Consider the following 18,276-nt stretch of genomic DNA (forward strand, 5'->3'; position numbering starts at 1 on the left):
GCCCCGGAAGGTGGCGGCGGATTCGCCGACTATGCACTCGTTTCCCTTCACTGTCTGCGGATTTACCTCGATTCATCGTACCGCATGACGATCGACCTGCTCAAAGAGATGCCACAAATAACCGGGGAGATCGGCCTCAACGCGGCCGATCTCCCCGTGCCGTCCACGTTGTGTAAGGCGTTCGACCGGATTAGTATGAGCGTCTGCCGAGTGCTGCTGCGCCAGTCGGCGCAGCTGCACGATCTCTCTGAACACGCCGCGATCGACGCCACGTTCTACGATCGCTCACCAGCGAGCCGCCACTACTGCCAGCGAATCAGCTACCGCGTTCAGAAGCTGAAGGTCACGAAACTCGTCGATACAGCGTCTCAAGCCGTCCTTGACATTCACTGCTCAACGAATCGAGAAGGAAGCGATGCAGATCTCGCCGAGCAGATCGCCCGCCGAAATGCGGGCGATCTGCGGTCTCTCGCCGCCGATAAAGGATATGACAAGCAATCACTTCGTGAAGGATTACGCGATCTCGGAATCAGACCGCTGATCAAGCACCGGATCTTCGCTCCGTACGACCACGCACACAACGCCAGAATCGACGATACCCGCTACAATCAGCGCTCTATGACCGAAACTGTGAATTCAGCTGTGAAGCGCTCGCTCGGCTTCGCCGTGCGAGCGCGGTCATGGTTTCGTGAGTTCCGCGAAATCGCACTGATGTGTGTCGTCTATAACATCAAGCGCTTCGTCAAACAGTGAATCTCTCCGCCTTACAGCGATTCAACACAGCCTATGCAACCCCGCCTGCGAGTGCGGTAACTCCACCACTGATCAGGAAAGCCAGCCCGCTGTACCATTCCTGATAAAGCAGCGAAACAAGCAACGGAATCAACATTAGCCCGCCGATAAGAACTTGGAGGGCACCGATGTCTCTGATGACCGTCTTTGAGGCAGTTACAAAATTGAGACGGCCGCTGGGTGACAGAGACATGTTAACAAGTCACTGGTGTCATGTGTTTAATTATACTGCTCGGTCTTCGTAATGGCCGAATATATCTGTGAGCTCTGGGTCGGCTCCGGTTGCTGAGTACACGGTCAGCAGATCGCCAACCTCGATTCGGGTATTTCCGCGCGGCGTCTGTGGTTTGCCTTCGCCTTCACGTTCGATTGCCACGATCAAAGCGTCGTCAGGCAGAATCCCTTCTTCACCCGCTTCTGTGAGACTCTTTCCAGCTATTGGAGCGTCCCCAGTAACAGTGATTTCGAAGACCTCCGCATCCTCACCGATCTGCATGTAATCGACGATCGCTGGCCTGGCAACCGCCCGGTAGAGGTACCCGGCAATGAGTTGTTGGGGATTTTCAATCGTGTTCACCCCAATTTGTCTGAAAAGGTTCATATGCTCTGGATTATGGACAACGGAGGTGACACCCGGGATTTCGAGCTCTTTTGCGAGCAGACAGATCATCACGTTCGTCGCGTCCTGATCGGTCGTGGAAATGATCGCGTCAGCCCGCTCTGCGCCAGCATCGGTTAGCGTATCTTTCGTTGTGGCATCTGCATTAAGAACCATACAATCGTACTCACCCGCAATTGCATCGGCTTTCTGTGGTTCCTTTTCGATGACCACAACCTCGTTTCCAGCCCGGGTCGCGATGTCGATCAGTGGTGTTCCGATGTCGCCGGCTCCGACGATGATGATGTACATGTATGTGTTGGTTATCTGTCTAAGGGTTTCTTGCTCGGTTGAGGTCTCGTTGCATTCGCCTTCTGTTCTTCCCGGTCGGGAAGAACCAAGATTGGCACGCCGCTGTTGGTAACCAAGTTGTGGGTCACATCGCCCGTCAGCAGTTTACGCCAGCGGCTTCCACCGCGCGGGGTGAAGACGATTGCACTAGCGTTGCCGTCGTGGGCAGCGTCGAGGATAGACGATGCAATATCGGTTCCGTATCGTAGGTCCGTTTCGATGGGTATCCCGGTGGTGTCGAAATCTTCGGTGATGATTGCGAAGATGTCCTTTGCACGCTGTTCAAGTTTCGCTACTGGTGCTTTATTCGGGGCCCCACCTGTCTTTTCGATAACGTGAACCGAGATGACCGAACAATCCGTGTTCTCGACGTACGGCGCGAGTGCGGTTGCGGTCGATGCCGCATCGTCGCGGTTCGCCACCGGAACGACGACTCGGTGAAAGATGGGCTTAGTCATCGCGATCAGCACTCGGACTCCCGATTACTCTCCCGAGATAATGCCACTTATATCGACCCTCCCCGTCATCGATGTCAGGTTCCCATCGTACCCTGTAGGCGAATGGTCCACGCGCTTCATCTGCTTCGTTCGGACGTTCCACGACAACAATCGTGTATGCGCCGTGATCCTCTGTCCGAACGATTTCCTCCCCGTGACGCGCTTCGATAGCCTCCGTGAGGGGAGGATGGTCCCTGAGAAGCTGTTGTGCGTGGTTGATAACATCTCTGAGCTGGCTGTCATCACATTCTTCGAGCACAGCCGATAATCCCTCAGGAAGGTCCTCAGGGGGGTCGATATCTGAGTGGGTCATGATGTAAGTTGGATGTTACCGTTTCTAGAGCGGCAGCGCAGACGACGATGTGGCTGCGAATCGACTCTGTTAACGGCAACGCATTCGTTGTTGGGCTATCCGTTTCAACTACAGTTCGCCCTATCACATAAGTATTGGCATAGAATTTTCTCGTCGCGCATTATATTGCCTCTAAATTTTTGTCCTTGTAATTATATCAGAATAGCAACATTCGGGGCAAGAGTGAGAAGCTTTTCTACACTAGACCAATTGGACGACATTCTGTTCAGATTTTGATAGCACAAGTAGCAATCTAAATGCGACATGAATCGAAAATAGAATAGATGAAGATTTTCAAATCACAATCCGTATAGAATACTCTTTATTCATACTGGTTCTATATCCAGTATGCCTCACCGAGTCGATGAAGTTGATAAACGCATTCTCTATTACTTAGGGTTGGATGCACGAAACACCGCGACAACAGATATCGCCGATGAGATGGATGTTACACCAGCGACGATTCGGAATCGAATCAACCAACTCGAAGAACAAGACATTCTGCGGGGGTATCTAGCCGATATTGATTACAAGTCTATTAACGGATATGTTACGTATCAGTTCAGTTGTACAGCACCGATTCCGGATCGGTTCCAGCTTGGTCAGTCCGCTCGAGAGATCTCTGGGGTCGTATCGGTACGAGAGCTCATGTCTGGATCTGCAAACTTAATGATCACAGTTGTCGGTGCTGGTACTGACGATATTAATAAGATTGCAGCCGAACTCTCTGATCTCGGGTTAGAAATAGAAGACGAGAGCGTCATTGAAGGCGAGTACCATACCCCGTACAATCCATTCGGTCCAGAAAACATCTCGAAAGGTCCATCATTAACGGATTTCATGAGCCTTGCTGGTGGCGCAGAAGTCGTTGAGTTTACTGTATCAGAGGGTGCGCAGATCGCAAACAAAACCATTGAGCAGGCTGTGAAAGAAGACCTGATAGCCGACGAAATGCTTGTCGTCGGTATCGAACGAGACGGTGATATTCTCACCCCGAAAGGAGGTACCCAGATACAATCAGGGGATATTCTTTCACTATTCTCGAAGGAACCACTAAATAAGAGTTCTTTAGGAGAGTTTGGGACGAATTGAAGTTTTCTAAATGGCGCCTCCAACCACGAACAATCCAATAACCACCAGCAGCGCCGCGGCCACACTGCCTCCAGCTAGCAGCTTGTTCTCCATCGCCTTCTCGCGGAACGGCATGTCGGCGTACTCCTCGCGGAACGCTTCGAGATTCTTCTCGTCGTTGAAGTACTTCGTCTTCAGCGCGAACCGTTCCGTCACCGCACAGCCCGTACAGACCGGCTCGCCTTCCAGCCGTTCGGTCTTAATGTGGCTGGCGCAGGCGATGGCCCCGCAGTTCGGACAGTAGGTGTAGGTCTCATCGACTCCGCTCGTGTCACAGTGGACGCACCGATGGATGCCGTCGTCGTGTGATGCTGCTGGAGTCGGTCGACGGCCCACTCCTTGTACTCCGTTTGGGTCTGTCCGAACCGGCGCTCCTCGACGTCGTCGAATACCTCCCCGAACTGTTCCGAGTCGAGGTCGACCGTCGCATGGAGGTTCTCGGTGGCCAACGTCGCGACGTCCTCGTCGACGACCTGCGGCTGCCCGCGTTCGGCGTGGGCGACGAACTGGGCCTGGTCGTTGATCCGGTGGATGACGCCCACCGACGTCTCGAAGACGGCGTTCGTGTCCGCGGTGACCGCGACCACCGGACGGAACGTCACCGACGAATGCGGTTCTGGGAGGTCGGCGGCCTCGATGTTCTCGATGTCGCGGAACGCCCCCTCGACGTCGCGGAACGCCTCCTCGACGGGCGCGTCGACGTCGGCAGCCGAATCGTAGGGGCGTAGCGTCTCGTCACAGAGGATCTCGATGCGACCGTTGTAGAGGTCCAGCCCGATCTCGTCGGCGATCTCCCGGAGGTCCTCGCCATCGAGCAACTCGATGGGATGCAGATCGTCGTTCTGCTGGAGGCGCTGGGCGTACTCCTCGGCGGGATTCGTGAACCGGCCGGTCGTGACGACCATCCCGCGTTTCGGGCCGTCGAAGTCGAACGTCGCGATGGCCGAGTACAGCTTCTGGACGACCGGCCGTCCGACCGTCCCCGTGTGCTTGCACCCCTGCTTCACACGCCCGTAGCCGAGGACGAGCGTACCCTTCGTCCGCATCGTGTTGCGGTCGAGGGCGGTGAGTGCGACGTTGCGTTCGTTGATGTCCACGCCGACAAGCGTGTCGCTGGTGTTGAGTTCGGGCACGTCGAACTCGCGTGTGACCGTGACGTGTAGGGAGTACATGCCATCTCGGTACAGGAGTTCGGCCTGCCCCACATCCACCTCATCCGACGTAATGGCATCTCGGAGTTCATCCATCGCGTCCGGCTCACCGCGCAGGTGGCCTGTCACCTTCTTGTAGGGTTTGGGGCTGATGCGGACTTGGACGCGATTCGTGTCGTCGTCCACGGTGAGGCGGTAGCCTTCCGTGTGCGCATCACAAGCGGGTACACACCAAATCTGTCCGTACTCGGCAGCGGCTTCGAGCCAGTTTTGAGCTGTCTCTAGTGCGACATTGCAAAACTATTTGCAAACAATAATTTTCACAGTTCTATCTCCTAAAATATATGTTCGAGTGCATTCCGATTTCATGCCGAACGATTTGAGATCAATAGCCGTCTTCAGCAAGAACCGGTCCAAGATTGTCTGTGTTATCGACCAGAAATTCCATGTTATCGAGCTGGTAGCGCCGGTGTAGCTCAGTCAAAAACCATCGCGTCGTTTGTTTATTGCGGTCGGATAGAGGTTCATGTGGAGGATTTCGTTCGTATGCGGAGCTACCTCGCCGTACAGCCAGAACCGCTGACCGTGGAGGCGGATCATCTTTTCGTCAACCGCGAGTTGCTCCTCGGAGACGGTCGAGATCGGCTGTAGATCGGCTTTCTGAACCCAGTTATGAATTGCAACGTGGCTCCTATCTATCTCATATTATCAAAAAATTTATATAGCTTGTAGATAGATATACTGGACAGATGACTGTGGAATCTCACTTCAATCGTCCATCGCGGCGTTTGATCTTGTTTTATAAACGAGAGACCGATCTACGTGACGATCTCGCTGAGGCGGTCGAATTTTTCTATCAACACTGAAACTCGTCCGCCACATCCTCGCACTTAACGCGATATCCATTACAGCCATACGTTTGTAATCCCATTCGGCTCGCCACTGAGTCACGCACCGTAGTGTTTTGAATATGTCAAAACTATCGCGCTGAATAGATGACTTTTCATCGTTCATTTTACCAATTACCAATCATATTATCTCAAAATTTCTTAAGTATATGCTACACATTTACGTAGATTCACTTTTCTCAGTGACAAAGAGAGATATTCGTTTATCACCAGCAATTCGGAGCGGCCGAACTGTCGTTCGACGCTCGGCTTAGGGCGTCTGAATGTTGACTTCTATTACGTTCGCAACGTCAAGAATCTGCTCCGGGGCGGTCTTCATGAACTGATCCTGCGGCATTCGACTCGTGGGTGCAGACAGACTGATCGCCCCGTAAATCGTCTCCTCGTGGACGATCGGTGCAGCGACAGCGCGAACACCGGTGATTTGTTCTTCGTCGTTACTCGCATAGCCGTCGCTTCGAACCTGCTCCAATTCCTCACGGAGCACCTCCTCTTTCGTAATCGTGTTTGGAGTCCGAGAGACGAGCTGATAACCATCGAGTATCTCGTTCCGTCGAGATTCGTCGAGATGTGCGAGGATCGCCTTGCTCGCGGCCGAACAGTGGAGATTTCGCCGGGGATATCCTTTGATCCGCGCGTACAGATCCTCCCCGACAGCATCGGGTCCGAACTGCTCGTACAGCAGGATCTCGCGGCCGTGACTCTCCACCACGAGGTGGGCCGCCTCGCCCGTCTCCCGAGCTAGTTTATCGACCTCCGGCTTCCCGACCTGGTAAAGCTTGGAGTTCGCCCTAACGTATTCACCGAGTGGGAGTGCGAACAGTCCCACCTGATACTCCCCGTCCTCAACCCTGACGTACCCCTTATCGCACATCGTCGCGAGATAGGTGTGGGTTGTTCCCGGTGTGCGATTGATCGCCTCGGCGATCTCCGTCACCCTTGCACCCCCCTCGTTTCGAAGTATTTTGAGTATGTCAAAGGCTATTCCCACCGACTTAATTCGCCGTGGCGATCGATCGTCATTCATGTGCTACTGTAATCGTCTCCATGCGCATAATATTTGGTATAGTCAAAAATGGTATTATACAATTGAGTATCATGCTAACAAAACTTGATGAACGATTGTCGCGCCTTGATGAACGATTGTCGCGCCGTCGATCAACTCCGTCGGTAATTTTTTATATCCCGCTACAGAGTTGCCGACAGGTTACAATGAGTCACGTACAGCTATCTAACGTCACAAAGACCTACGACGACGTAGTCGCCGTCGAAGGGATTGACCTGACCGTTCGCGACGGCGAGTTCCTCGTCGTTGTCGGTCCTTCTGGATGTGGGAAGTCGACAACGCTTCGTATGGTCGCCGGCCTTGAGACGGTCTCGGGCGGCGAGATCGAGATCGGATCGAAGATCGTCAACGACGTCCGGCCACAGGACCGAAACATCGCGATGGTGTTCCAAAACTACGCCCTCTATCCGCACATGAGCGTACGGGAGAACATGTCCTTCGGCCTGCGTCTTTCCGGCGAGTACGAGACCGCTGCGATCGACGACCGCGTCGAGAACGCCGCCGAACTCCTCGAAATCCCGGAACTGCTGGAACAGTATCCCAAGGAACTCTCGGGCGGCCAGCAGCAGCGGGTCGCACTTGGACGCGCGATCGTCCGCGACCCCGAGGTGTTCCTCATGGACGAGCCACTCTCCAACCTCGACGCGAAGCTCCGCTCGCAGATGCGAACGGAACTCCAGCGGCTCCACGAGGAACTCGGCGTCACCACGGTTTACGTGACGCACGACCAGACGGAAGCCATGACGATGGGTGACCGGATCGCGATCCTGAACGACGGCGAACTCCAACAAGTCGCTGAGCCCGAGATCTGCTACAGCGAACCGAACAACCGGTTCGTCGCGGGATTCATTGGATCTCCGAGCATGAACTTCTTCGAGGTTGCGGTTGAGTCCGCACCCGATGGCGTCCACGTGGAGGGAGAGAGCTTCCGGACCGATCTCAACGTGTCGCTGGCGACTGGCCGCTACACGCTCGGTGTCCGTCCCGAAGACCTGCGCTTGGCGGACGGAGCGGGCCGAATCCCCGCCGATGTCGATGTGGTTGAGCCTATGGGGGCGGACAACTACCTCTACCTCAACCCCCCAACCGACGACGACACCGAGAAAGAGATTATCGCTCGCGTCGACAGCGAGTACAGTCCTGATACCGGCGAGCGCATCGATCTCGATTTTGACATCGAGGACATTCACTTCTTCGACGAGACGGGAGATCGGGTCTCGACGACGATCGCCGAGCAAACGACGACTCGATGATTCACGAAACCATCGGCACGGATGAGTGGGAATGGGCTGGCAAACCGTATGCGGCCATCGAAAACGTTGGCCAGCGAGACGGCTCCGTCCTCGTGGTCCCCGTGGGGAGCGTCGAGCAACACGGGCACCATCTGCCCGTCATTACTGACACGCTCCTGGTGGACGCAGTAGTCCATGGAGGAGCCAAATCGCTCCGCGACGATGTCCCGCTGCTCGTCGCACCCCCGATCTGGAGCGGGTTCTCGCCGCATCACCTCTCGCTGGGTGGGACGCTCTCGCTGGAGTTCGAGCACCTCCGACGGACACTTGAGGATGTCGGCCGGACGGGACTGGAGAACGGCTTCGACGCCGTCTGTTTCGTGAACGGACACGGCGGTAACAGCGCGATCATCGATGCACTGGTGAGCACGCTCGGGAAAACGGCGGATGCGGAAGTACTCGGCACAACGTACTTCACGCTCGCGACGACCGAGGTTTCGGATCTCCGCGAGAGCGAAACCGGGGGCATGGCTCACGGCGGAGAATACGAAACCTCCCTTATGCTGTACCTTCGTCCCGACCTGGTGGTCGATTCGATGATCGAGGAGGGAACCCGCTGGGATGAGCACTACGACTGGGCCGGCGGCGATCTCCTCGATGGCGGCTCCCTCTCGGTGTACCGCAATTTCGAGGAATACTCCGATACGGGCGACATCGGTGCCCCGGAACTCGCGAGCGCAGACAAGGGCGAACGCATCTACGAAGCGGTGACAGAGGAACTGGGCGCGCTGTTCACCGCCGTCCACGAGCATAATCGCTGACGGCCGATCGGATCATCCCGTACAGACAGTCGTCCACCCAAAGATTTTAATAACCGCAAGTGAATATCTAGCGCAGATGTCGGAAAAGAACATGAACCTTACGGACGGAAGTATTGACCGGCGAAACGTTCTCCAAGCGATGAGTGGCGGCGGTATCATCGCGCTTGCGGGCTGTTCCGGAGGCGGAGATGGCGGCGGTTCCGGCGGCTCCGGGGACAGCGAGGGGGGCAGCGATGACGGCGGCGGAGACGGGGAGACCATCCAGTTCTTGACGATGGGCGTCGGGGACAACATCGAGTCGTACTTCGAGGAGAACAACGCGCAGTTCGAGGAGGAACACGATGTCACCCTCGAGTTCACCAGCGTCACTTGGGACAACGCCCAGCAGACGGTCAACAACCGCGTCGACGGGGGGGAGGCCCCCGACGTCGCCCGCTGGCCGGCACGCTGGATTCCCCAGTTAGTCGGCAAAGAGGAGCTCGAGCCGATCGACGAGCTGATGGAAAGCGAGTTCGGCGACCGCTTCTACGAAGGGATGGCCGAGGGCTGCAGGTACCAGGGTTCCTACTACGGTGCCCCGTGGGCCGCGTCGAACAAGTGCTTCTACTACAACAAAGATGTCTTCGAGGCGGCCGGGCTTGATCCGGAGAACCCGCAACTCGACACGTGGGAAGACATGATCGCGGCCGGGGAGACCATCCGTGAGGAAACGGACACGCCCCCACTCGGGCTCGCCGGCGCCGACGCTATCGAGACGGGATCACAGTACTACCACTACCACTGGTCGCACGGAGCGGACTTGATCGACGACGACGGGAATCCCGTCGTCAACTCCGACGGCGGCGTCGAGGCGCTCTCCCTCTACGCCGACCTCAATCAGGAGTACGGGATCACCCAGCCCTCGCCGCTCTCGTCGACCCGCCAAGACATTCGCCAGCTGTTCGAATCCGGTGAACTCGGGATGGTCATCGCACACGTCTACACCGGGATCAACATCGACACTGCCAAGGAAGACGGCGATGTCGACTTCGACTACGGTATCGTTCAGGTGCCCGCTGGGCCTGAGGGCCGGTACAGCCTGAATACCATCGACGCAATCTCCGTGTTCGCTCAGTCCGAAGTAAAGGACACAGCCGAGGACCTGCTCAGGTTTTATTTCGATCCCGACCGCCACTTCGAGTACGCGACGAACAAAGGGTTCATGCCCACGGTCGAGGAGGTCGGCGAGCGGGACTACTTCCAGGAGTCGTCGAACTGGGCTCCCTACATCGAGGCGGGCCAGTACGCCCGTGCCAGACCGAAGCTCTCGAACTTCAACGAGTTCAACAACCGGATGGTTCAGGCTATTCAGGAGGCGGTCGGTGGACAGAAACCACCGCAGCAGGCGCTCGATGACGCCCAGTCCGATCTCGAAGATGCCATGGAGTGATCGGTAGAAATGGGCACTATAGAGGAGTACGCCGAGACAGCAACTGACTCGCGCTTGGAACGGGGGGTCGAGTACCTCCGCCGGAACAGTCGCGCGTATCTGCTGATCGCTCCCGCTGCGATCTTCCTGTTGAGCGTCGTCGGCTATCCGATCATCGAAACGTTTCGACTCTCGCTGTACGAGTCTCCGGCGGATTCCCCCGTCGAGACGTACGTCGGGTTCCAGCACTACGTCGAAATCCTCACCAGCGACATCTTCACCCAGTTGCTCTGGCAGACCGGTCGCTGGGTCGTCGTGGGCGTCGCGGGGAAGACGCTGCTCGGCCTGTTGATCGCCATCCACCTGAAGGGCGACATCAAAGGCCGGAAGTTCTTCCGCACGGCGTTCCTGATCCCGTGGGGGATTCCCTACGCTATCTCCGCGGTCGTGTTCCGCTGGATCGAACATCCGCAGTACGGCTATTTGAACGCCCTCCTGCTCGAACTAGGGCTCATCGATCAGGGGATCGGCATCCTCGGGAATCCCGAGATCGCATGGCTCGGTGTCATCGTGGCCGACATCTGGATCGGCACACCCTTCATGGCGATCATCTTCCTAGCGGGGCTCCAGTCGATCCCGCAGGAGCTGTACGAGGCGGCTGCGATCGACGGCGCCGAACGTTGGCAGCAGTTCCGATACATCACGCTGCCGCAACTCAAGTCAGTCGTCCTGATCGCGACCCTGCTGTCGACAATCTGGACGTTCGTCAGCTTCGACACGATCTGGACCATGACCGGCGGCGGACCGATCAACACCACATCGACGCTCGTGATCTGGATCTACCAGGTCGGTCTGGAGAACGGGAACCTCGGTCGCGGCGCCGCGTTCAGCGTCATTGGCTTCCTCTTCCTTCTGGCGTTCGCTGTCGTCTATCTGCGCGTATATACGCGCGGGGGTGAGGAGCTATGACGATGGCTGGCCACGAGCGAAGTTGGCTCCGGAAGGTCCGCCTGTACGGGGTGCTCATCGCGCTGCTGGGACTCATGATGTTCCCATTCTACGCGATGTTCTCGAGTACGTTTAAAACCGAGTCCGAGATCTTCTCGAGCCCAGCGACGCTCATTCCCGCGGACCCGACGGTCGAGGCATACCTACAGGTGTGGAGTCAAACAGAGATCCTCCTGTGGGTCGCCAACAGCTTCCTTATCTCCATCGGAACCGTCATCCTCACGCTGGTGCTCGCCATCCCGGCCGCGTACTCGTGTGCGCGCAATGATTTCGTCGGCAAGCGGTCGTTCCTGTTATCGGTGCTCGTCGTGCAGATGTTCGCACCGGTCGTACTCATCGTCGGGCTCTTCGATGTCATCACGGCCGTCGGCCTGTTCGATAGCTACCTCGCCGTCATTATCCCCGCGGCGGCGTTCACGCTGCCGTTCAACGTGTGGATGCTGTACGGCTACTTCAAGACGATCCCGGTGTCGCTGGAGGAGTCCGCGCGGATCGACGGCGCCGAGCAGTGGCAGATCCTGACAAAGATCGTCCTGCCGCTCACGAAGCCGGCGCTCGTCGCGAGCGTCACCTACACGTTCCTGTACGCGTGGAACCGCCTGCTATTTGTCTTGACGTTCCTCACAGACGCCGGGAAGTACAACGTCCCGCGGGGCGTCTTCTCGATGGTTGGGGCGCTCCAGACAGACTGGCGGATGATGCTCACCGCGTCGGTCATCGGCATTGTGCCGCTCCTGATTCTCTTCGCGTTCCTCGAGGAGTACATCGTCTCAGGGATGACCGCCGGCGCCGTCAAGGAGTAACCGCTCCCTGGAGCCGGCCCCATCCGACACGGGATTTAACACCCCAGCCCCACCTGTAAGCGCATGGAGTTTGCAACGTGGGCGTACCCGTGGGACCTCCGCGATGAGGGCGTCGAGTCGGTCTCGTCACGACTCAGAGGGATCGGTGTCGATGAAGTGAATCTCGCGACGAACTACCACGCCGTCCAAGCGTTCTCCCCGCACGACGCGGGCCAGAAGACCCACTTCGCGCGGGCGAGTTCGTACTTCCTCCCGGACGACAGGTATGGCGACCTCCGACCGACGCCGTACGAGGGGATGGATGGTGACTGGGTCGAGTCGATCACGGCGGGGGCCGAGGATCTCCGACTGACCTCGTGGACGGTCGGCTGTCACAACTCGCGGCTCGGAATGGCGAATCCCGATGTCACGCTGAAGTCTCCGTACGGCGACAGCTTGGTCTTCGGTCTTTGCCCGTCAAACCCGGCGGTTCAGCGCTACCTGACATCGCTCGTGGGCGACCTCGCCTCGCGGGAGTGGTTCGATCGGATCGAGCTGGAGACATTCGACTACTTCTACGGCACTGGCTTCGGCTGGCACCACCAGAAAATCCACGCGGAGCTCGGGACGCTTGGGGAGTTCCTGTTCGGCCTCTGCTTCTGTGAGCACTGTCGAGAGCACGCCGCGACACAAGGGGTCGACGTCGAGGAGGCACGGGAGGCGACAGTCGAGGCACTCGATGCTATCGTCGCGAACGATCTGTCGAGCGACACTGCCCCGGAAGAGTGGGTCCGGCAGCATCAGTCGGTCGCCGACTACGTCGCAGCGCGGCAAGAACGCCTCGTAGACCTCTACGCGGACCTCGCCGCGGCTGCGGACGGAACACCGCTCGGCTACTACGTGGGCACCCCAGAACCCGGACGTGAGTGGATGGCCGGCGTCGATCTGGACCGACTCTCGGCGCACCTCGATTACGTCTGTCTCCCGGCGTACGAGTCGAGCCGCGAGGCAGTCCTGCGCGCTTACCGGTGCATCAAGCGCCTCGGCCCGGAGGTACCGGTCCACGTCGGACTGCTTCCCGGCCATCCTGAGATCCACGACTCTGAGACACTCTCGCGGATCGTCGACGGGCTTCGTGAGGAGGACGTTCCGCGCGTCTCCTTCTACAACTACGGGCTTCTCCCCGACCGCTCGCTCGACTGGATCGACGCGGCGATCCGGTGAAGGCGGTATCTTCTTTTATTAGGGACCTACACAGGTGTACATGGAAATCACAGACGTGACAGCTAGAACTGTGGACGTACCGCTGCTCGAACTCGACGAGCCGCTCGGCATCGGCCCCTACGTGACGAACCACGGACAGGTCGACTCGATGGAACGAGTTCTCGTGGAGGTCGAGACGGACGAGGGGGTGTCCGGGTGGGGAGAGATGCGCACGTTCCTCACCGCGGCCGCCACGGAATCTGTGATCGAGGAAGGAATCGGCCCCCTGATCGAGGGTCAGTCACCGTTCGAGGTCGAGCGCCTTCGTCGACAGGTGTTCATCGAGTACACGAACGTCGAGTTGTTCTTTGCCGCTGTCGAGACGGCCTGTTGGGATATCGCAGGGAAGGCACTCGGCAAGCCCATCCACGAGTTGCTCGGCGGCTCGACTGCCCCGGATCAGACGGCTGCGATGAATGCCGACGCCGCGGACCACGTGTCGGGAAGCGATAACGACATCGAGTTCGCCTTCTGTCTCGGCATCCTCTCGCCTGAGGAATCCCGCGTCAAGGCCCGAGAGGCGCTCGACGCCGGTTTCTCGGTGCTCAAGACCAAAGCCGGACGAGATTGGCAACAGGACGTGGCACGGATCGAGGCTATGCACGACGAGGTGGGCGGAGAGTTGGAGTTCAGGCTCGACCCAAATCAGGGTTGGTCACTTGATCAGGCGGTCCGCGTTGGTGCGGCGCTTGAAGACGCCGGCGTCTACCTCCAGTACCTAGAGCAACCGATCCGCGTAAACGCCCACGATTCGCTCGCGACGCTCCGGAAGCGGCTCCGGCAGCCGATCGCCCCGAACGAGGACACGTACATCCCAAACAACCTGCGGTCGCTCGCGGAGGCCGGCGCGATGGACGTTGCCGTCCTAGATCTGACACCGGCCGGCGGGATCAGCGGCCTCAGACAGCAGGCGTCGATCGTTGAGGATGCGGGCGTCCCCTTTACGCACCACTGCGCGTTTGACCTCGGGATTCGGACCGCGGCCATCCTCCAAGCCGTCTACGGGCTGCCCGGCTTCTCACTTCCGCCGGACACAACCTACTATGCTTGGGAGGGCGATATCATCGCAAATCCGTTCGACGCGTCGAACGGTTGGATGACGGTCCGCGACGAACCCGGACTCGGGATCGAGGTTGACCGAGACGCCATCGAGCGGTACGAAGTGTAGCGTCCAACAGGCGTCATCGGACGCCGAGCGACCGCGTTCACGTCGGAAGCTTCATAATCGCCCACCTTGTGCGTTCAGGCGATATGGTCGAGCTGTCACTCGCGGACCGTCCAGCGATAGTTACCGGCGCCTCACGCGGCATCGGGAAGGAGATTGCGGCGGCGTTCGCCGAAGCGGGCGGGAACGTGGTTATCTGCTCGCGAACGTACGAGGACGTCGCGGCCGTCGCAGATGAACTCGAAGCTAAACACGACGGGCGCGTTGTGCCGGTCGAGTGCGACGTGACCGACTCCGAAGCCGTCCGCGATCTCGTCGACACTGCCGTGGAAGAGTTCGGCGACCTCCGCGTCCTCGTCAACAACGCTGGCGGGTCGGTGGAGTCCGCCGACCTGATCCACCGGTGTGACGAGGACGAATTCGAGTGGATGCTGGAGTTAAACCTCAAGGCTCCGTACCTTGTCACTCGCGAGGCACTGCCGGCCATGATCGCCGCCGGCGGCGGATCGATAGTCCATGTGGGGTCGGTCAACGGTCTCTTCGGGATCGGGCTTACAGGCTACTCGGAGGCGAAGAGCGGACTCCTCGCGCTCTCACGAAACCTCGCCACGCATTACGGCCAGTACGGGATCCGTTCCAACGTGCTCTCGGCTGGGACAATCGAGACCCAAAACCGACGGGCCGAGATGGAGAGTACGGAGGAGCGGTCTGGCGGGACGAGTGCTCGGGACCGGTGGCTCGACCAGTATCCGCTCGGTCGGTTCGGCCGGCCGCGAGAAGTGGCGGACACCGCCCTCTTTCTTGCAAGCGACCGGTCCGGGTTCATCACCGGGGAGAATCTCGTCGTCGACGGTGGCCTGACCGCCGGACTGCCGCGCTCGTTCGAGAACGAGATCTATCAGGCTGACGAGCCGCCGGCCGATCGATGAGGACTGCAGCGGTCCGCCGTGTTTCCGACCCCGTCCCGCTCGTTGGGGACACGACGGGAACGACGTGGGACCGCTCGGAACCGGTAGAGATCGATCGGTTTCTCTGGACCACACCCGAGCACCGGCCGCGGACGAAGGTGCGGGCGCTGTACGATGAAGAATCACTCTACCTGCACTACGAGGTGGCGGACCGCCACAGCTACGCGACGACGACGACGCTCAACGGGTCGGTCTGGGAGGACAGTTGCGTCGAGTTCTTCGCCAGCCCGCGGCCCGCGGTCTGCGAAGCGTACGTCAACTTCGAGGTGAATTGCGTCGGAACGTATCACCTCGGCTACGGACCCGACCGTGCGAACCGGACGCTTGTCGAGCCCGAGACCGCGGACGCCATTCGGGTTCGGACATCGATTGATGGTCCTACCAAACGCCCTCATGCCGACGATGACGAGTGGTGGATCGCCGCGAAGCTGCCGTTTGATGTACTGTCAGATCTCTCCGGCGTCGCGGTCGCCCCGTCGCCAGGAACGCGGTGGCGCGGGAACTTCTACCGGCTCCGGAGCCGCCCCGAACCACTCTATGCAGCATGGAATCCGGTCGACGCACCGGAACCGGACTTCCACCGACCATCCGCGTTCGGCGAGCTTAGATTCCGCTGACGAAAGATACAAGCGACCCCCACGACGATTTTCGTTCATGGAGGAAGTCAGCACAAACCAAGCTCCGGACGCGATCGGACCGTACTCGCAGGGAATACTCGACGACGGCCGCGTGTACGTTTCGGGACAGGGTCCCGTCGATCCGGACACCGGGGATATCGTCTCGGAGGACGTTTCGGAGCAGACGGCACAGACGCTGAAGAACGTCTCCGCAATCCTTAACGCCGCGGGGAGTTCGCTCGACGATATCGTTCACGCGAATGTCTACGTCACGGACATGGAAGACTACGAGACCGTCAATGACGTCTACGCGGAGTACATGACCGAGCCGTACCCGGCGCGGGCGGCTATGGAAGTCTCCCGTCTCCCTATCGAGATCGCCGTCGAGATCGAGGTTATCGCAAGCATCTGACTGAACGGCAGTTTTTGATTTTTGAAAACCAACTGTTATGATAGTGTTTAGACGAGATCAACTTAGACTTTGCGGAGCGAGAAGCAACACCGCGGCTGTTGATGAGGCTCAGTATTCAGCTTCACTTATCTTAATTATCTCTTTTGAATACTGTTTTGTTTCTTGAGGTATTCGGTGTTGATCGGGTCCAATCAACCGTTCATAACTGGGTTCACAAGGCCGATCTACAGCCGGAGACTGGTCGAAGCCCGAATCACGTTGCGGTTGATGAGACTGTGATTCAGCTTGACGATGAACAGTATTGGCTGTACGCTGCTGTCGTTCCGAAAACGAACGATCTGCTCCATACAAAGCTTGATCCGACGACAAATAACGCTCTCGCGGATCGGTTTTTCGCTGAACTCCGTGACAAACACGATGTAGACGACGCGACTGTTCTTGTTGATGGCTCGGCTTCACTTCAACGAGCCTGTCGGAAACACGATCTCGATTTCAGATACGAACGACATGGAAATCGAAACGGCGTCGAACGTGTCTTTCGTACGATGAAACGCAGAACTACCAGTTTCTCAGACTGTTTCAGCAACGCCGACACAGAAACTGCGGACGAGTGGATCAGATCCTTCGCGTTCGCATGAATCAGCTTATCTGAACACTATCGGTCCAGAAGGGGAAGCGATTTTCACGCAGGGGATCAAACCCGGAGTAGCTACCGAATTGTCAGTAGCAAAATGGTTGGGGCTCATGGATGATCTATCGAATCACGAACAGGCGATCGAGTTGCTACAGGTGCTCGGGCTCAAGGAGTACGAGGCCAAGGCGTTCGTCGCGCTCACTCGGCTCCCGAAGGGGACCGCGAAGGAGATCAGCGAGATCTCCGAAGTCCCCCGCACGCGGGTCTACGATGCGGTCCGAGTCCTGGAAACGAAGGGGTTAGTCGAGATTCAACACGCGAACCCGCAGCGGTTCCGCGCCGTCTCCATCGACGAGGCGGCAGAGACGCTCAGACGCGAGTACGAGGAGCGCACCGATTCGCTCCGGACGACGCTCCGAGAGATCGAACCGGCGGCCCCGACCGAAGAGACCGAGGTCACCCACGAGGTGTGGGCGCTGTCCGGGGCCTCGGCGATAACCAGTCGGACCCAACAGCTGATCGACGAGTCGGATCGCGAGGTCATCCTCGTGATCGGCGACGAGTCTGCGTACACGCCGGGGCTACGGGAACGCCTGCAGGCCGCCGGAGAGCGGGGGGTCAGCGTCGTGGTCGGGATCACGAACGAGGCGCTGCGGGAGCGCGTCGAGGGCGGGCTTCCCGACGCGAAGGTGTTCGTCTCCGGGCTCGAGTGGCTGAGCAGCTCGGCCGAGACCGGCGACGAGACGGTTATCGGTCGGCTCCTCCTCGTCGACCGCAACACGATCCTCGTGAGTTCGTTCCACGAGTCCGCGGGGAGCAGCCACGACCACGAGCAGGCGGTGTTCGGACGGGGGTTCGACAACGGGCTGGTCGCGATCGTCCGCCGGCTGATGTCCACCGGGCTCCTCTCGAACGTGGACTCGTAAGGCGTCCCCGCGACCGATCCTCGCCGAAGCGGCCCCGCGATCGCCCCGACACGCGTTAGGCGGTGTATACCCTTTCTCTAGGGGTCCGACCGGAGACCCATGCAAGCAGTGGTACTCGCAGCCGGCAAAGGCACACGCCTCCGCCCACTCACCGACGACAAGCCGAAGGTGCTGGTCGAGGTGAACGGGACGCC

Annotated in this window: 19 protein-coding genes and 3 pseudogenes; 15 read left to right on the top strand and 7 right to left on the bottom strand. The window is 58.6% G+C overall.

Annotated features, from left to right (window positions below):
• Nucleotides 1–753: IS5 family transposase (locus tag ESO89_RS17245; RefSeq protein WP_128906662.1), on the top strand; the 753-nt coding region annotated here is incomplete at its 5' end.
• A 31-nt stretch (nt 754–784) separates the two neighbouring features.
• Here ESO89_RS17245 and ESO89_RS17250 read toward each other — a convergent pair.
• The 4 genes from ESO89_RS17250 to ESO89_RS17265 are packed head-to-tail and all read right to left on the bottom strand — an operon-like array spanning nt 785 to nt 2,551.
• On the bottom strand, nt 785–985 hold the full coding sequence (locus ESO89_RS17250) for a hypothetical protein (protein WP_206731790.1): 201 nt from the start codon (nt 983–985) through the stop codon (nt 785–787).
• Nucleotides 986–1,015: 30 nt separating this feature from the next.
• Nucleotides 1,016–1,702: a potassium channel family protein gene (locus ESO89_RS17255; protein WP_128906663.1), complete on the bottom strand. Its 687-nt coding sequence runs from the start codon at nt 1,700–1,702 to the stop codon at nt 1,016–1,018.
• Nucleotides 1,703–1,713: 11 nt separating this feature from the next.
• Nucleotides 1,714–2,199: a universal stress protein gene (locus ESO89_RS17260; RefSeq protein ID WP_128906676.1), complete on the bottom strand. Its 486-nt coding sequence runs from the start codon at nt 2,197–2,199 to the stop codon at nt 1,714–1,716.
• Nucleotides 2,192–2,551, bottom strand: a complete 360-nt coding sequence (locus tag ESO89_RS17265; RefSeq protein WP_128906664.1) for a hypothetical protein — start codon at nt 2,549–2,551, stop codon at nt 2,192–2,194. Before ESO89_RS17265 ends, ESO89_RS17260 begins: the two co-directional genes overlap by 8 nt.
• Before the next feature lie 387 nt (nt 2,552–2,938).
• Here ESO89_RS17265 and ESO89_RS17270 point away from each other — a divergent pair, with 387 nt between their 5' ends.
• Nucleotides 2,939–3,682 (top strand): TrkA C-terminal domain-containing protein, encoded by a 744-nt coding sequence (locus ESO89_RS17270; RefSeq protein ID WP_128906665.1) that lies wholly within the window; start codon nt 2,939–2,941, stop codon nt 3,680–3,682.
• A gap of 6 nt (nt 3,683–3,688) precedes the next feature.
• Here ESO89_RS17270 and ESO89_RS17275 read toward each other — a convergent pair.
• The 3 genes and pseudogenes from ESO89_RS17275 to ESO89_RS17290 all read right to left on the bottom strand — a co-directional run.
• Nucleotides 3,689–4,716: pseudogene (locus tag ESO89_RS17275) on the bottom strand (restriction endonuclease); the annotation flags it as partial.
• 399 nt (nt 4,717–5,115) lie between these two features.
• Nucleotides 5,116–5,690, bottom strand: a pseudogene (locus tag ESO89_RS19565) (IS6 family transposase); the annotation flags it as partial.
• Nucleotides 5,691–6,030: 340 nt separating this feature from the next.
• Nucleotides 6,031–6,807 carry an IclR family transcriptional regulator gene (locus tag ESO89_RS17290; protein ID WP_128906666.1) on the bottom strand — a complete coding sequence of 259 codons (777 nt, stop codon included), beginning with the start codon at nt 6,805–6,807 and terminating at the stop codon, nt 6,031–6,033.
• Between the two features lie 185 nt (nt 6,808–6,992).
• On the opposite strand from ESO89_RS17290, the gene ESO89_RS17295 reads away from it, so the two are divergent.
• The 13 genes and pseudogenes from ESO89_RS17295 to ESO89_RS17355 form a co-directional block, all read left to right on the top strand.
• Nucleotides 6,993–8,099, top strand: coding sequence for an ABC transporter ATP-binding protein (locus ESO89_RS17295; RefSeq protein WP_128906677.1), 1,107 nt, complete (start codon nt 6,993–6,995; stop codon nt 8,097–8,099).
• Nucleotides 8,096–8,899: a creatininase family protein gene (locus ESO89_RS17300; protein WP_128906667.1), complete on the top strand. Its 804-nt coding sequence runs from the start codon at nt 8,096–8,098 to the stop codon at nt 8,897–8,899. The genes ESO89_RS17295 and ESO89_RS17300 overlap by 4 nt, the downstream gene beginning before the upstream one ends.
• 76 nt (nt 8,900–8,975) lie before the next feature.
• Nucleotides 8,976–10,328, top strand: coding sequence for an ABC transporter substrate-binding protein (locus tag ESO89_RS17305; RefSeq protein WP_128906668.1), 1,353 nt, complete (start codon nt 8,976–8,978; stop codon nt 10,326–10,328).
• A 9-nt stretch (nt 10,329–10,337) separates the two neighbouring features.
• Nucleotides 10,338–11,276 (top strand): carbohydrate ABC transporter permease, encoded by a 939-nt coding sequence (locus tag ESO89_RS17310; protein ID WP_128906669.1) that lies wholly within the window; start codon nt 10,338–10,340, stop codon nt 11,274–11,276.
• The gene (locus tag ESO89_RS17315) at nt 11,273–12,118 is read left to right on the top strand and encodes a carbohydrate ABC transporter permease (protein ID WP_128906670.1); all 846 of its coding nucleotides are present in this window, start codon (nt 11,273–11,275) and stop codon (nt 12,116–12,118) included. Before ESO89_RS17310 ends, ESO89_RS17315 begins: the two co-directional genes overlap by 4 nt.
• A gap of 63 nt (nt 12,119–12,181) precedes the next feature.
• A complete protein-coding gene (locus ESO89_RS17320; RefSeq protein ID WP_128906671.1) occupies nt 12,182–13,321 on the top strand; it encodes a hypothetical protein in 1,140 nt (379 codons plus the stop codon).
• A gap of 40 nt (nt 13,322–13,361) precedes the next feature.
• Nucleotides 13,362–14,528: a mandelate racemase/muconate lactonizing enzyme family protein gene (locus ESO89_RS17325; RefSeq protein ID WP_128906672.1), complete on the top strand. Its 1,167-nt coding sequence runs from the start codon at nt 13,362–13,364 to the stop codon at nt 14,526–14,528.
• Nucleotides 14,529–14,611: 83 nt separating this feature from the next.
• Entirely contained in the window at nt 14,612–15,454 is an 843-nt protein-coding gene (locus ESO89_RS17330) for an SDR family NAD(P)-dependent oxidoreductase (protein WP_128906673.1), read from the top strand.
• Nucleotides 15,451–16,110: a carbohydrate-binding family 9-like protein gene (locus tag ESO89_RS17335; protein WP_128906674.1), complete on the top strand. Its 660-nt coding sequence runs from the start codon at nt 15,451–15,453 to the stop codon at nt 16,108–16,110. Before ESO89_RS17330 ends, ESO89_RS17335 begins: the two co-directional genes overlap by 4 nt.
• Nucleotides 16,111–16,147: 37 nt before the next feature.
• A complete protein-coding gene (locus ESO89_RS17340; protein WP_128906675.1) occupies nt 16,148–16,522 on the top strand; it encodes a Rid family detoxifying hydrolase in 375 nt (124 codons plus the stop codon).
• Nucleotides 16,523–16,578: 56 nt separating this feature from the next.
• Nucleotides 16,579–17,174 (top strand): annotated as a pseudogene (locus ESO89_RS17345) (IS6 family transposase).
• A 92-nt stretch (nt 17,175–17,266) separates the two neighbouring features.
• Complete coding sequence (locus ESO89_RS17350) at nt 17,267–18,082, top strand: TrmB family transcriptional regulator (protein ID WP_206731791.1); 816 nt, start codon at nt 17,267–17,269, stop codon at nt 18,080–18,082.
• A 99-nt stretch (nt 18,083–18,181) separates the two neighbouring features.
• On the top strand, nt 18,182–18,276 hold a 95-nt coding region (locus ESO89_RS17355; RefSeq protein ID WP_277750268.1), incomplete at its 3' end, for a sugar phosphate nucleotidyltransferase.

The sequence above is a fragment of the Halorubrum amylolyticum genome, assembly GCF_004114995.1.
Classification (GTDB): domain Archaea; phylum Halobacteriota; class Halobacteria; order Halobacteriales; family Haloferacaceae; genus Halorubrum; species Halorubrum amylolyticum.